This window comes from Sideroxyarcus emersonii, assembly GCF_021654335.1.
GTDB classification, from domain to species: domain Bacteria; phylum Pseudomonadota; class Gammaproteobacteria; order Burkholderiales; family Gallionellaceae; genus Sideroxyarcus; species Sideroxyarcus emersonii.
The window spans coordinates 73,949-87,829 of the sequence record NZ_AP023423.1; the positions used below are offsets into that span (position 1 = coordinate 73,949).

General features: G+C 60.9%; 16 protein-coding genes. 11 read left to right on the forward strand and 5 right to left on the reverse strand.

Annotated features, from left to right (window positions below; all coding sequences use genetic code 11):
• Positions 1-12: 12 nt before the first annotated feature.
• Both L6418_RS00335 and purU read right to left on the reverse strand, forming a co-directional pair.
• Positions 13-555: a YbhB/YbcL family Raf kinase inhibitor-like protein gene (locus L6418_RS00335; RefSeq protein ID WP_237247498.1), complete on the reverse strand. Its 543-nt coding sequence runs from the start codon at positions 553-555 to the stop codon at positions 13-15.
• Between the two features lie 45 nt (positions 556-600).
• The gene (gene purU / locus L6418_RS00340) at positions 601-1,455 is read right to left on the reverse strand and encodes a formyltetrahydrofolate deformylase (RefSeq protein ID WP_237247499.1); all 855 of its coding nucleotides are present in this window, start codon (positions 1,453-1,455) and stop codon (positions 601-603) included.
• Between the two features lie 172 nt (positions 1,456-1,627).
• Between purU and L6418_RS00345 the strand changes: the two genes are divergently transcribed.
• Positions 1,628-1,900, forward strand: coding sequence for a hypothetical protein (locus L6418_RS00345; protein WP_237247500.1), 273 nt, complete (start codon positions 1,628-1,630; stop codon positions 1,898-1,900).
• A gap of 608 nt (positions 1,901-2,508) precedes the next feature.
• On the opposite strand, the gene L6418_RS00350 is transcribed toward L6418_RS00345, so the two are convergent.
• The gene (locus L6418_RS00350; RefSeq protein ID WP_237247501.1) at positions 2,509-3,255 is read right to left on the reverse strand and encodes a polysaccharide deacetylase family protein; all 747 of its coding nucleotides are present in this window, start codon (positions 3,253-3,255) and stop codon (positions 2,509-2,511) included.
• A 176-nt stretch (positions 3,256-3,431) separates the two neighbouring features.
• Between L6418_RS00350 and L6418_RS00355 the strand changes: the two genes are divergently transcribed.
• Together L6418_RS00355 and L6418_RS00360 are read left to right on the forward strand one after the other, a co-directional pair.
• The gene (locus L6418_RS00355) at positions 3,432-4,256 is read left to right on the forward strand and encodes a MipA/OmpV family protein (protein ID WP_237247502.1); all 825 of its coding nucleotides are present in this window, start codon (positions 3,432-3,434) and stop codon (positions 4,254-4,256) included.
• Positions 4,257-4,494: 238 nt separating this feature from the next.
• Complete coding sequence (locus L6418_RS00360; RefSeq protein ID WP_237247503.1) at positions 4,495-4,740, forward strand: CDGSH iron-sulfur domain-containing protein; 246 nt, start codon at positions 4,495-4,497, stop codon at positions 4,738-4,740.
• Positions 4,741-4,801: 61 nt separating this feature from the next.
• On the opposite strand, the gene murI is transcribed toward L6418_RS00360, so the two are convergent.
• Together murI and L6418_RS00370 are read right to left on the reverse strand one after the other, a co-directional pair.
• On the reverse strand, positions 4,802-5,605 hold the full coding sequence (gene murI, locus L6418_RS00365) for a glutamate racemase (protein WP_237247504.1): 804 nt from the start codon (positions 5,603-5,605) through the stop codon (positions 4,802-4,804).
• A gap of 178 nt (positions 5,606-5,783) precedes the next feature.
• Positions 5,784-7,379, reverse strand: a complete 1,596-nt coding sequence (locus L6418_RS00370; protein ID WP_237247505.1) for an ABC-F family ATPase — start codon at positions 7,377-7,379, stop codon at positions 5,784-5,786.
• Between the two features lie 205 nt (positions 7,380-7,584).
• On the opposite strand from L6418_RS00370, the gene L6418_RS00375 reads away from it, so the two are divergent.
• The 8 genes from L6418_RS00375 to ptsP all read left to right on the forward strand — a co-directional run bounded on the left by L6418_RS00375 (position 7,585) and on the right by ptsP (position 13,873).
• Positions 7,585-8,289, forward strand: coding sequence for a hypothetical protein (locus L6418_RS00375; protein ID WP_237247506.1), 705 nt, complete (start codon positions 7,585-7,587; stop codon positions 8,287-8,289).
• A gap of 31 nt (positions 8,290-8,320) precedes the next feature.
• Complete coding sequence (locus L6418_RS00380; RefSeq protein WP_237247507.1) at positions 8,321-8,851, forward strand: alpha/beta hydrolase; 531 nt, start codon at positions 8,321-8,323, stop codon at positions 8,849-8,851.
• 92 nt (positions 8,852-8,943) lie between these two features.
• A complete protein-coding gene (gshA, locus tag L6418_RS00385) occupies positions 8,944-10,215 on the forward strand; it encodes a glutamate--cysteine ligase (protein ID WP_237247508.1) in 1,272 nt (423 codons plus the stop codon).
• Positions 10,212-11,282, forward strand: a complete 1,071-nt coding sequence (locus tag L6418_RS00390) for an FAD:protein FMN transferase (RefSeq protein ID WP_237247509.1) — start codon at positions 10,212-10,214, stop codon at positions 11,280-11,282. Before gshA ends, L6418_RS00390 begins: the two co-directional genes overlap by 4 nt.
• Positions 11,279-11,479, forward strand: coding sequence for a hypothetical protein (locus tag L6418_RS00395; RefSeq protein WP_237247510.1), 201 nt, complete (start codon positions 11,279-11,281; stop codon positions 11,477-11,479). The genes L6418_RS00390 and L6418_RS00395 overlap by 4 nt, the downstream gene beginning before the upstream one ends.
• The gene (locus L6418_RS00400) at positions 11,480-11,908 is read left to right on the forward strand and encodes a PTS sugar transporter subunit IIA (protein ID WP_237247511.1); all 429 of its coding nucleotides are present in this window, start codon (positions 11,480-11,482) and stop codon (positions 11,906-11,908) included.
• Positions 11,880-12,149: an HPr family phosphocarrier protein gene (locus L6418_RS00405; protein WP_237247512.1), complete on the forward strand. Its 270-nt coding sequence runs from the start codon at positions 11,880-11,882 to the stop codon at positions 12,147-12,149. Before L6418_RS00400 ends, L6418_RS00405 begins: the two co-directional genes overlap by 29 nt.
• Positions 12,146-13,873, forward strand: coding sequence for a phosphoenolpyruvate--protein phosphotransferase (gene ptsP, locus L6418_RS00410; RefSeq protein WP_237247513.1), 1,728 nt, complete (start codon positions 12,146-12,148; stop codon positions 13,871-13,873). The genes L6418_RS00405 and ptsP overlap by 4 nt, the downstream gene beginning before the upstream one ends.
• Positions 13,874-13,881 lie beyond the last annotated feature (8 nt).

The window sequence follows — 13,881 nt, forward strand, 5'->3', positions numbered from 1 at the left end:
CCAATGCCGGAGTCAGCGCGAGTAGGTCGTCGTCAGCTTGGCCAGGCCGAGCTTGTTGTACTGGATGTTGAAGCCGATCAGCGCTGCGCTGCCGTCTTCAGGCACATCGAGCTTGTCCACCTTGAGCGCGTAAACGGTGAAGATGTAATGATGCGGTTTGTCGCCAGCCGGCGGGCAGGCGCCGCCGAAGTTGCGGTCGCCGTAATCGTTGCGGCCCTGTTTTGCGCCGGCAGGAAGCGGGGTCTTGAGTGCCGCTCCGGCAGGCAGCCCGGTTGCGGTGGCGGGAATGTCGTACACCACCCAGTGCCACCAGCCGCTACCTGTGGGCGCATCCGGATCATAGACGGTGACGGCATAGCTGCGCGTACCGGCAGGCGCATTCTTCCATTCCAGCGCCGGGGACAGGTTGTCGCCCGAGCAGCCGAATCCCTTGTATTCCTGCGCCTTGGTCATCGGATGGCCGGTCTTTACATCAGGATCCGGGCTGGTCAGCTCGAATGCCATCGCATTGCCCGCGAGCAGTGCTGCAAGTGCAAGAAATAACGTACGTTTCATGGGGTGTGTCTCCTGTATCAAGTGGCGGTTGAGAATCGCTCCGTATCAACGGAATACGATGGTCTTGTTGCCGCAGATCAGCACGCGGTCTTCCACATGGTAACGCAAGCCGCGCGCCAGTACAGTCTTCTCGATGTCGCGACCGTAACGCACCAGATCGTCCACCGTGTCGCCATGGTCGATGCGTACTGTGTCCTGCTCGATGATCGGTCCCGCATCGAGTTCGTCGGTGACGTAATGGCAGGTCGCGCCGATGAGTTTGACGCCGCGCAGATAGGCCTGGTGGTAGGGCCGGGCGCCGACAAAGGAAGGCAGGAAGCTGTGGTGGATGTTGACGATGCGGCCCGGGAAGCGCTGGCACAGCATGGGCGGCAGGATCTGCATGAAGCGCGCCAGCACCATGGTATCTCCGCGATGCTGTTCGAACAGCGCAGCGATCCGGTCGAATGCCGCCGCCTTGTCCGTCATGTCGACATGGATGAAGGGGATGCCATGCCATTCCACGAAGCTGCGCAGATCCTGGTGATTGGAGATCACGCAGGGGATGTCGACCAGCAGTTCGCCGCTGCGCCAGCGGTGCAGCAGGTCATCCAGGCAATGATCCTGTTTGCTCACCAGCACCACGAGACGTTTCTTCACGGCCGAATCCGCAAGCTGCCAGCTCATGTCGAATTCCTGCGCCAGCGGCGCAAAGCGGCGCCGCAGCTCGTCGGCCTCGAATGGCAGCGAATCGGCACGTATCTCCTGGCGCATGAAGAAACGTTGCGCCTCCAGTTCGGTGTGATAGCTCGCCTCAACGATGAAGCCGCCGTGCTGTGCAATGAAACTGCTTACCGCTGCGATGATGCCGGCGCGGTCGGGGCACGAGATGGTCAGGGTGTAATGGCGGTGGACGGTCATGCGGATATTCCTCAAACAGGTTGGGGGGATTCTAGCGGATAACCCATGCCTGCCTGAAATTTGTATGGGGGTTGGTGCGACGTTGCGTCCCGAGCCGCTTGCCGACTGCCGTGCTGGCCGGATATGAAGCTAAAATGTAGCCGCGAGATTCGCGACGGGAGAAATATCCAACATGTTTGCCTTACCCTCCATCTGGAACCTGTTCATTTCCACAGTGGTGTTCTTCCTCGCCGCCTGGTATATCCGCCGATATCTGGAGGCGCATGGAACACCCGGAGGCATGACTCGCGGCCTGCTGGTATTCGTGCTTGCCTCCCTGCTGTCATGGGGTGCGGGGGCCGCAGTGGACTGGGTGCAGGAACAGATCGCAGGCCCGCAGGCGGCAGCGCAAACGCCGGATGACCTGTCGCAATTGCTCAAGGCGATGGGCCAAACCCGACCCTGAACCGATTTGCTGCATATCGGCGGCCAGCCTCGATGCCCGGGTTCAGCGTGCTTGGGGGATGGCGGTGAAACCTTCTGGATGATGACCAGCGGCAAGAAGAGTGCCGCTGATCTTTGCAGTCATGGAAGAGCTTCCATGTACCGCGGAATTACTTGCCCTTGCCTACTGCCAGTACCGACAGCGACAACAGGATGAACGGCGAAAATACAAACAACAAGATCAATCCACTTCCCATGATTCGACTCCCCTGAGGTAATTTAATGTTTTTTGCTGCGATGAAAGCGAAAGCTGACATCGAAAATAATCTTACCTTGAGTCGTTTTTTTTTGGAATGTCGGGACCGCGTCTTTCCCCAATGTTTATAGGGGTTTCAGAGCGATTGGCCATCACGGAATTTTGACGGTCCCGGCAGCAAATCCATGTCGCCAGCAGTGATAAACTTTTCGAAAAAGGAATTTGAAGCGAGATGAATTTGCTGCGCTCCGAAGCGAGAGCATGCTTCGTCGGCACCGCGCGCATGGATGGAAGCAGCGCGCCCGACAGGGGAATCTCAATCCCCCGAACATCTCGGGGAGATTCGGCGGCAGCGGCAAAATGTGCAGCGATCGCTAGGGCGATTTTTTGGGGGCCTTCTCCGGTATCAGCTGCAGGTCGACCTGATCCAGCCGAACGAAGACGAAACCGGCCTTCAGCAGGTAGGACAACCCGACGGCCAATCCCTCGGCCGAATCGGAAGCCGGTTTGTTCATGTGCGCGATGATGACGTCGCCGGGCATCACCTTTTCCAGCCGCTTCTCGATAGCGGCTTTCTTCGCGGTGGCGCCCTGGTCGGCATTCACGGAAAAGCCGGCGATCTTGTATCCCAGCTTGTCGATCTCCTGGATGGCCTGTGGATCGTATTCGCCGGTGGCATCCCGGTACCAATGCGGTGCGATGCCGGTGGCTTTTTCCACGGCGCGCGCACCTTCCACCACTTCGCGGCGCAAATGGACGACATCGGGCTCGCCGGGAATGCCGTAGACATTCCGGTCTGTGCCGATGATCGCGGGGATGTGTTTCTCGCCATGGTTTTCGACATCGAACAGGTCGAGGTGCGCCTTGATCACGGAAAGCCCGTGCGGGTTCTTGTCCAGCCACTTCTTGGTGGCAAAGATCGTTGCCGGGATACGGTTCTGGATCAGGAACTCGATCAGATCGTCATCGTACTTGCCGGAACAGGCATCCAGCGTCAGGGCGACTTTCTTGTCGGCGCCGATCGGCGAGGCCAGCCGGGTATGGATTTCGACAGGGTGAGGTTCGGCGCCGGCGGCGAACGGCACAAGCGACAACGCCAGGATGAAGAGTGCGGTTTTCATCCTGCGATATGTAGCACAAAAGAGCTTAGGCCGGATGCGCATCCGGTAAAAATCACGGCCGGGGTGCGGCGGCGGGTGACGAGCCGGGGATCCTGGGGCAACCGCAAGCCAGCTTGAGCCGCGCACAATTTGATAACATCGCAGCCCGCAAAATCCATGCAATCCAGCCCCCGATAATGATGCGACGACTTGCCCTGTTCCTGATAATTGCCGCTCCTTTGCCTGCGCTTGCCGCGAACCTCGATGTCGAGCCGATCCCGGATTTGCCGCTCAACAATGTGCCGCGCATTCCCGTGGCCGAGAATGTGCCAGCCGAAAGCCCGTGGAAATTCTCCCTTGGCGGCGGTGCGAGCTACGCACCGCGTTATGAAGGCGCGGCCAACGACCGCATGCGCTTCATGCCCTTGCTGGAGGCCAGCTATAAGGACGGCAAGGCATTCATCAGCCTGTTGCGCGGCATAGGCTACAATTTTTCCGATGATCGCGACAGCCAATACGGCGTGCGCCTGGCACCCGGCTATGGCCGCTGGCAAAGTGCGGATCCGCGCCTGAACGGCACCGGCGACATCCGCTTCATACCGGAGGCGGGATTGTTCTTCAATCGCCGCTTTGCCCCCTGGTATGTCTCCAGCGGCATATCCACAGGCAGCCACGGCGTGCACGCGGAGCTGGGGGCAGGCATCAATTTTCCGCTCTCGACGGCCGACCGCATGCGCCTCGGCACCAACCTCAATTGGGGCGATGGCAAGTTCAACCAGACATATTTCGGCGTCACACCGGAACAGGCGGCCGCATCGGGTTACGTGCTGACCACCTACAATGCCGGTGCCGGGATCAAGGATTACGCGCTGACCGCGAACTGGCTGCACAACTACAGCAAGGAATGGTTCAGCAATGGCGGGGTATCCTACAAATGGCTCACCGGTCCGGCCTTGCAAAGCCCGCTCGTGCAACGCAGGGGCATGGAGAGCGTCAATTTCCTAGTGGGTTACCGGTTCTGAATCAGAAGAAGGATGCGGCCGGAAATGCCGGAGACACATACCGCAGAGGCTTTCGTTCCATTTGTGGAACAGCTCATCCCGCCGGTGCACCTTTATCTTTCATCTGGCGCCGCCTAACATGCGGGCGCTTTCTCCCGATCGCTCCGGAAAAGAAAGCCGGGGCAGCGCCGTTCAGCTGCATTGAATAGCCGCCCCGATGCAGCGCAGATCGCGCGGGGTTGCAAACCGAGGAACAGACATGACCGAAAAGAAACCCCATATCGCCCAGAAGTCGCCCTATGCCGTTGCAGTCGAAGCAGGCAAGAGCTATTGGTATTGCACCTGCGGCAAGAGCGCAGGACAGCCGTTCTGCGATGGCAGCCATCAGGGTTCCGGGTTCTCTCCCAGGGAATTCAAGGCGGATAAATCGGAGACCGTCTATTTCTGCGGTTGCAAGCATAGCGGCAACGGCATCACCTGCGACGGCAGCCACCAGAAGCTGTGATTCCGATCCGGGGCGGCGGTACTCGCCGTCCCGGCCGGACAGCAGCCTGTGTGCCGGCTAACTACAGGTATTCCCGCGGCAGCAGCGATACCGCAACTTCCCTGCCCCACAAGATCGACATGATGCGCGCAGCCTCTGCGGGGTCGCCGCTGGTGAAGAATTGCTCGACAGCTTCGCTGCCGGTTCTGGGCGGCAGTTCGGCTTTGACGCGATGCTGCAGATGGCGCGCGACGGCGGCACCGGTATCCACCAGCGCAACGTCATCGCCGACCACACGGCGGATCGTCGGGGCAAGAAAAGGATAATGCGTGCAGCCGAGGATCAAGGTGTCGGCCCCGCGCTCCAGCAGGGGTGCCGTATAACGTTCGATCAGTGCATGCGTGCGTGCGCTGCTCATGTCGCCCTGTTCGACCTGCTCGACCAGCCCGGGACAGCTCTGGGTGACGATCTCGACTTCTTCTCCATAGCGTTCCAGCAGTGCCGCGAAGCGCGCGCTTTCCAGCGTGCCGACCGTGGCCAGCACCCCGACCACGCCGCTCCTGGTGGCAGCGACGGCGGGTTTGACGGCCGGTTCCATGCCTATGACGGGAAGCGTGAACTGGCTGCGCAGGGTGGTCACTGCCGCCGCAGTGGCCGTGTTACAGGCGATGACGATGGCGTCGGCACCTTGTTCGACCAGGAAGTGCGCAATCGCCAGTGAACGTGCCTCGATGAATGCCGGCGACTTGTCGCCGTAAGGAACGTGGCCGGAATCGGCAACATAGATCAGGCGTTCATGCGGCAGCGCCTGGCGGATGTGCTGCAGCACGGACAAGCCGCCCACACCTGAATCGAAGACGCCGATCGTTCCCTTAGAAGTAGTCACACCCAACCCCCCGTCATTCCGGCGCAGGCCGGAATCCAGCAGTAAAACATCTCCGCATAGCGGGCAAAAGGAACCGCTTGCGGCGAGTTTCGAGGAACGGCCAAACCATCTGTTGAACCGCTGCGCGGGGCTTGCGAATCAACTGGATTCCGGCCTGCGCCGGAATGACGATTTGTCATTAATCCGCCATCTGGTCGCGCAGGAATTCTTCGTACGTGCCGTGGTAATCGTTCACGCCCTTGGCCGAGATCTCGATGATGCGAGTGGCCAGAGACGACACGAACTCGCGGTCGTGGCTGACGAATACCAGCGTGCCCTTGTATTCCAGCAACGCGGTGTTGAGCGATTCGATGGATTCCATGTCCATGTGGTTGGTCGGTTCGTCCATCAGCAGCACGTTCGGCCTGGCCAGCATCAGCTTGCCGAACATCATGCGGCCCTTCTCGCCGCCGGACAGCACCTTCACGTTCTTCTTCACCTCGTCGCCGGAAAACAGCAAACGGCCCAGCGTGCCGCGCACCACCTGGTCGTCGTCATGCGGCCCGCGGCAATCGGTCATCCAGTCGGTGAGCGTCTTGTCTTCGGCGAACTCGTGCGCGTGGTCCTGCGCGTAGTAGCCGGGCTTGGCTTTCTCCGCCCATTTGACGGTGCCGGTGTCCGGCGCGAGATCGCCTGCCAGGATGCGCAGCAGCGTCGTTTTACCGATGCCGTTGGGGCCGATGATGGCGACTTTCTCGCCCGCGTCGATGCGGAAATTCACGTTCGAGAACAGCATGCGGTCGAAGCCCTTGGCCACCTTCTCCACTTCCACCGCAACGCGGTGCAGCTTCTCGCGCTCGTCGTATTCGAAACGGATGAACGGATACTGGCGGCTGGACGGCTTGAAGTCCTCGATCTTGATCTTGTCGATCTGGCGCGCGCGCGAGGTGGCCTGCTTGGCCTTGGACGCATTGGCGGAGAAGCGTGCCACGAAGGCGCGCAGTTCGGCGACCTTCTCCTTGGCCTTGGCGTTGTCCGCCGCCTGCTGTTCGCGCGCCTGCGTGGAAGCCAGCATGTAGTCGTCGTAGTTGCCCGGATATACGGTGATCTTGCCGTAGTCGAGGTCGGCCATGTGCGTGCATACGCTGTTCAGGAAGTGACGGTCGTGCGAGATGATCACCATGGTCGAGTTGCGCGCGTTGAGCACGTCTTCCAGCCAGCGGATGGTATTGATGTCGAGGTTGTTGGTCGGTTCGTCCAGCAGCAGGATGTCCGGGTTGGAGAACAGCGCCTGCGCCAGCAGCACGCGCAGCTTGAAGCCGGGCGCGACCTCGCGCATCGGGCCGTTATGCAATTCGATGGCGATGCCCACGCCCAGCAGCAGCTCGCCCGCCCGTGCTTCGGCGGTGTAGCCGTCGTATTCGGCGAAGGTCGCCTCCAGGTCGGCGGCGCGCATGTAGTCCTCTTCCGAGGCATCCGGGTTGGCGTAGATCGCATCGCGCTCGGACATCGCGTCCCACATTTCGGCATGCCCCATCATCACCACATCCAGCACGCGCCGGTCTTCGTAGGCGAACTGGTCCTGGCGCAGCTTGCCGAGGCGTTCGTTCTTGTCCAGCATCACTTCGCCGGAACTTTGTTCCAGGTCGCCGCCGAGGATCTTCATGAAGGTGGATTTGCCGCAACCGTTGGCGCCGATCAGGCCGTAGCGGTTGCCGTCGCCGAACTTGACGGAGACGTTCTCGAACAACGGCTTGGCGCCGAACTGCATGGTGATATTTGCGGTAGCTAACATGGGACTGCCTTATTTTCGAAGGCGCGCATTCTACCACTGACGGGGCGGGGGCTGACTTTTGGGTTTCTGCCGGGAAATGGCGCTAGTTGAAGAAAACCTGTGCGAATAATGTCTTGCACTGCTTATCCCGGAATTAATGCGGTCGGGTTCAAAACACTACTTGGTTTAAACTACAACCTTCCTCAAATCCACATTCAGTAGTCGCATGAGTCAAGAAATCACTGGCATCACCCCGTTGATCAAACACGCCAATGATGGTCTGTCAGCAGCAGAGCAGGCCGTCCTGAAGCGGCATCTTGCGGAAAAGCTGCAGGAACTGAGCATACTGGGCGAAGCGGTCTCGTTGCAGCGCGCACGGCTGCAAATGGACATCGCCGAACTGCTGAATGCGCTGGAGCGCGGGAAGGAGGCGTGGGACATCGCACGCGAGGCATTCCGCATCGCTATGCAGTTCGAATCCTGGCAGGACGCGGTGGAGGCGTGCGATGTGCTGTTCCAGGCCGGGCAGGAAGATTCGATGGCGGCGCTGGGCATGGGGATCTGGCTGGCCGTGACTTTTCCGGTCGATCCGGAAGTGACGGCGGCGATGCTGATCCATCTGGTGGAGGAGACGCCCGACGCAGCTGACGTCGGCGCACTGGCAGCGATTGCGGCGCGTTATGTGGTCGACCTGCGCGCAGACGACGATCAGCATGAAACCCTCAGTTTCCTCGCCGATAACCTGATCGCGATGGTGGCCAAACGCCATGGCCACGTGCAGGATCAGGTGGCGATGGACAAATGGCTGGACAGGCTGGAGCTGCGCGATCCGCGGGTGTTCTTGCCGCGCTTGTCGCGCGAGATGGACGCCATCGTGGCAGGCAAGTGGTGGTTCGACCGCGACGAGTTGCGCAGCAGGCTGCCCGATTGACGGCGCACGCAGGCAACGCTTGAATAACCCGATGTCCGCACCTGTCCTCATCCTCCCCGGCATCGGCAATTCCGGCCCGCTGCACTGGCAATCTTTGTGGGAGCGGGCGCATCCCGATTTTGTGCGTGTGCAACAGCGCGATTGGGACAAGCCGGTTTGCGAGGAATGGGTGGCTACGCTGGAAGCAGCCGTGAGGCAGGCCGGGCCTCGGACCATCTTGGCCGCGCACAGCCTCGGCTGTCTGACCGTTGCGCATTGGGCATCCGGGCCGCATTCGCCAATCGCGGCGGCCTTGCTGGTGGCAGTGCCGGATCCGAACGGGCCGAACTGTCCCCCGGATGTGACGGGTTATTCGCATACGCCGGCACAGCCGTTTACTTTTTCCAGCACCGTGGTGATCAGCGCCGACGATCCCTACGGTTCGCCGGAACATGCGGAACGCCTGGCTCGCGCCTGGGGCAGCCGCGTCGTTCACATCGGTGCTCGCGGCCATATCAATGCGGAGAGCGGCCTCGGCGAGTGGGGCGAGGGCTACGATCTGCTGCAACAGCTGCGCCAGTAACCCTTTCTTCCTGTGGCGATGCCCCCGCACGTCGCGCATGGGATCGCCCCAATCGGCTAGAATACCGGCATTGTTTTTTCTCGGGCAATTACATGGTTCCGCGCCTCACTACCGCACTCAAAGGCCCGCTGCTGGAACTGGAGCAGCGCATTCTCACCGCCCAGCCGGCCATCGAGCACTGGTTCCGCACGCAGTGGCAGGAACATACGCCGCCGTTCTACAGTTCGGTCGACCTGCGCAACAGCGGTTTCAAGCTCGCCCCGGTGGATACCAATCTGTTTCCGGGAGGCTTCAACAATCTCAATCCTGACTTCCTGCCGTTGTGCGTGCATGCCGTGCAGAGCGCGGTAGAGAAGATCTGCCCGGAAGCGCGCGGGGTGCTGCTGATCCCGGAGAACCACACGCGCAACCAGTTCTACCTGCAGAATGTGGCACAACTTGGACGCATCCTGCGGCAGGCCGGGTTCAATGTACGCATCGGTTCGCTGTTGCCGGAGATCACCCAGCCCACCACGCTGGAATTGGCGAACGGCAACACGCTTACGCTCGAGCCGCTGGTGCGCACAGGCAACCGCCTCGGCGTGAAAGATTTCGATCCCTGCGTGATCCTGCTCAACAACGATCTTTCTTCCGGTGCGCCGGACATCCTGAAGAACCTTGAACAGACCGTGTTGCCGCCGCTGGAGGCGGGCTGGTATGTGCGGCGCAAATCCAGGCATTTTGCGGCGTACCACCAGGTCACCGGACAGTTTGCCGACCTCATCAAGATCGATCCATGGCTGATCGATCCTTATTTCGCCGTGTGCAACCAGGTCAACTTTCACGAGAAGGTCGGCGAAGATTGCCTCGCGGCGCAGGTCGACGCGGTGTTGCAGCAGATACGCGCCAAGTATGCGGAATACGACGTGAAGCAGGACCCCTTCGTCATCGTCAAGGCGGACGCCGGAACCTATGGCATGGGCATCATGACGGTGAAGGATGCCAGCGAAGTGCGCGACCTGAATCGCAAGCAGCGCAACAAGATGGCCGTGGTGAAGGAAGGACTGCAAGTCTCCGATGTGCTGGTGCAGGAAGGTGTCTACACTTTCGAGAACCTGAATGAGGCGGTGGCCGAGCCGGTGGTCTATATGATCGACCGCTACGTGGTCGGCGGTTTCTATCGCATGCATACCGAGCGCGGCGTGGACGAGAACCTGAACGCGCCGGGCATGCGCTTCGAGCCGCTGGCCTTCGAGGACTGCTGCATCCTGCCCAATCCGGATTGCGAACCGGACGACATGCCGAACCGCTTCTATGCCTACGGCGTGGTGGCGCGGCTGGCGATGCTGGCGGCGTCGCTGGAGCTGGAAGGAATGCAGGCGTGAGTTTCCGTCTGCTGCTGCTCCCGCTGTTTGCGCTGCTTGCCGCTTGCAACAGCGGATCGCAAACCTACGAGCAGCAAGGTTACGTATTCGGCACCCTGGTCGAGGTGACCATCTACGGCGAAGACGAGGCGCGTGCCAAGGCGGGCATCACAGCGGTGATGCAGGAATTCCAGCGGCTGCATGACAAATTGCATGCATGGCGGCCGTCCGAATTGAGCGAGCTGAACGTTGCGATTGCGCAGGGGAAATCGAAAGCGGTTTCGCCGGAACTGGCAGCGATGTTGCAGGATGCCGCACGAGTCTCCGCACAATCCGATGGCTTGTTCGATCCGGCGATCGGTGGGCTGATCCAGGCGTGGGGATTCCAGGCGGACGACTTCAAGGCCGTGCTGCCGGATGGGAAAAAGATCGCCGCGCTGGTAAAGGCGAATCCTCAGATGAGCGATCTGGCGTTCACGCCGGCATTGCCATCCGCCGGCCTGTCGCACGGAAACGGCGACGTCGTCGTCGGCAGCCGCAACCGCGCGGTCAAGATCGATCTTGGTGGCTACGCCAAGGGGTATGCGCTGGATCGTGCCGCAGATATATTGAAACAGCAGGGTATCCGCAACGCACTGATCAATATCGGCGGTAACGTGCTGGCGCTGGGGCAGCATGGTTCGCGTGCCTGGCGCATCGGCATCCAGCATCCGCGCAAGCCGGGGCCGCTGGCCACGCTGGAATTACACGACGGCGAGGCGATCGGCACTTCCGGCGATTACCAGCGCTTTTTCGAGCTGGGCGGCAAGCGTTACTGCCACCTGATCGATCCCCGTACCGGATATCCGGTGCAAGGGGTGCAGGCCGTGACCATCCTTACCCATGGTGCGAAAGCCGGGCTGTTGTCCGACGAATCGTCCAAGCCGCTGTTCATCTCCGGCGTACAGGGCTGGCTGGCTGCCGCACAAAAGATGCATCTCGACGAAGCGCTGCTGGTCGATGACCAGGGGGCGGTGCATCTCACCGCGGCAATGCAGAAACGGCTAAAATTCGCGGATGAATCAACGGTGCGCAAGATCGAGCCATGAACGGCGAAGAGCAGTTGCAGCAGAATATCCGCCGTACGACAGGCCGGCTGGCACTTAAGAAGATACGTGCCATCGTGGACGCGGAGGATGCGAGCGCTGCGACAGCGGCAAGGGTGCGGAGAGGGTTGTTGCGTTACGGCTGGATCGTGCTGCTGGCGGTCGCGGCTTTGCTGGCGCATTTAACAGGAGTGTATTGATTGGTCGGTATCTTATTGGTAACCCACAATGGTCTGGGCGACAGCCTGATCGATTGTGTGCGGCATGTACTGGGTGAAGCGCCCGCGCACCTCAAGAGCCTGTCGGTGCTGGCAAGCGACGATCCGCAGCAGAAACTGGCAGAAGGAAATTCCCTGGTTGCGCAATTGAATGGCGGCGACGGTGTGCTGGTACTGTCGGATGTCTACGGCGCGACGCCGAGCAATATAGCAAGGCAGCTGTGTCAGCAGCCGGCAGTGCGAGGGGTGGCGGGCGTTAACCTGCCGATGCTGTTGCGCGTGACGTGTTGCAGCGAAAAGACCCTGGAAGAGATGGTACACCGCGCGATCGAGGGCGGGCGCGAGTGCATCGTGGATATGAATTCGGATATGGAAGGCTGCAATGTTGCAACAGGATGTGCAAATCATTAACAAGCTCGGGCTGCATGCCCGCGCATCGGCGAAACTGACCCAGCTCGCATCGCAGTATCCGTGCGAAGTGTGGCTGTCGCGCAACGGGCGTCGGGTGAATGCGAAAAGCATCATGGGGGTGATGATGCTGGCGGCCGCCAAAGGCTCTTCCATCAATATCGAGACTGCCGGCGAGCGCGAGCAGGAGGCGATGGATGCGATCCTGGCCCTGATAAACGACTACTTCGGAGAAGGCGAATGAGCTTTACGCTGCACGGGCTCCCGGTCTCCAGCGGCATCGCCATCGGCCATGCCCATCTGGTGTCGCATACCTCGCTGGAGGTGGCGCACTACGTGCTGCCCAAGCATCTGGTGGATGAAGAGGTGGCGCGCCTGGATGGCGCACTCGAAGCGACGCGCATGGAACTGGTCGATCTGCGCAGTTTCCGCCCGCAACAGGCGGCGGCGGAGTTCGAGGCCTTTCTCGATCTGCACCTGATGATCCTTGGCGACGAACATATCAACCACGCCGCGCGCGAGATGGTGAAGCGCGAACACTGCAATGCGGAGTGGGCGCTGAAGACCCAGATGGATGCGCTGGTCACGCAGTTCGAGGCGTTCGAGGATGCCTATCTGCGGGAACGCAAGACCGATGTGGTGCAGGTGGTGGAACGGGTACTCAAGGCGCTGAACGGGGAATCCGGGCATGTGCCGCCCAGCGGCAAGCACGATGTGGAGATGATCCTGGTGGCGCACGACGTCAGCCCCGCCGACCTGATCCAGCTCAAGCCGCACCAGTTCTCCGGCATCCTGACCGACCTGGGCGGTGCCACATCGCATACTTCCATCGTCGCGCGCAGCCTGAATACGCCCTGCGTGGTCGGCTTGCACCATGCCCGTGAGCTGATCAAGGATCACGACATGCTCATCGTCGACGGCGAGCAGGGCGTGGTGATCGTTGACCCCGACAAGCATCTGCTGGCCGATTACAGGCTGCGCAAGAGTCAATGGGAACTGGAACGGCAAAAGCTGAAACGGTTGAAGACCGCCCACGCCGACACGCTGGACGGTACGCACATCGAGCTGCATGCCAACATCGAGATGCCGCACGACCTGCCGGAGGTGAAGGAGAACGGTGCGACCGGCATCGGCCTGTTCCGCAGCGAGTTCCTGTTCCTCAACCGCGACAACCTGCCGGACGAGGAGGAGCAGTTCAATGCCTACCGTGAAGTCATCGAGGGCATGGAGGGCCTGCCGGTCACCATCCGCACCTTCGACCTCGGGGCGGACAAGCAGATCAAGGGCGCGGTGCGTGTCGCCAGCAATCCGGCGCTGGGCCTGCGCGCCATTCGCTTGTGTCTGGCCGAGCCGCAATTGTTCCGCACCCAGTTGCGGGCACTGCTGCGCGCTTCGGCATACGGCAACCTGAAGATCCTCGTACCGATGCTGTCAGGCACCGCCGAGATCAACCAGACCCTGCAGTTCATCGAGGGGGCCAAGCAGAGTCTTGCCAACGAAGGGATCGCCTATGACCCGAATGTGCAGATCGGCGGCATGATCGAGATCCCGGCGGCGGCCCTGGCGCTCAACGTCTTTATCAAGAAGCTGGATTTCCTTTCCATCGGCACCAACGACCTGATCCAGTACACGCTGGCGATCGACCGTACCGACGATGAGGTCGCCCATTTGTATGACCCGCTGCACCCTGCGGTGCTGCAGCTGCTGGCGCACGTGATCGGTAGTGCCAACAAGGCGGGGGTCCCGATCTCGGTCTGCGGCGAGATGGCGGGCGAGCTCGCATACACCCGGTTGCTGCTCGGTCTCGGCTTGCGCCAGTTCTCCATGCATCCGGCCCAATTGCTGGGCACAAAACAGCGCGTACTCACCACCAGCCTGCCGGAGATGACGCCGCTCGTTCAGAAAATACTGCGAGCCGATGATCCGATGAAGATACGCGATTTGCTGGATCGGCTGAATACCGCCTAGCCCTTGAA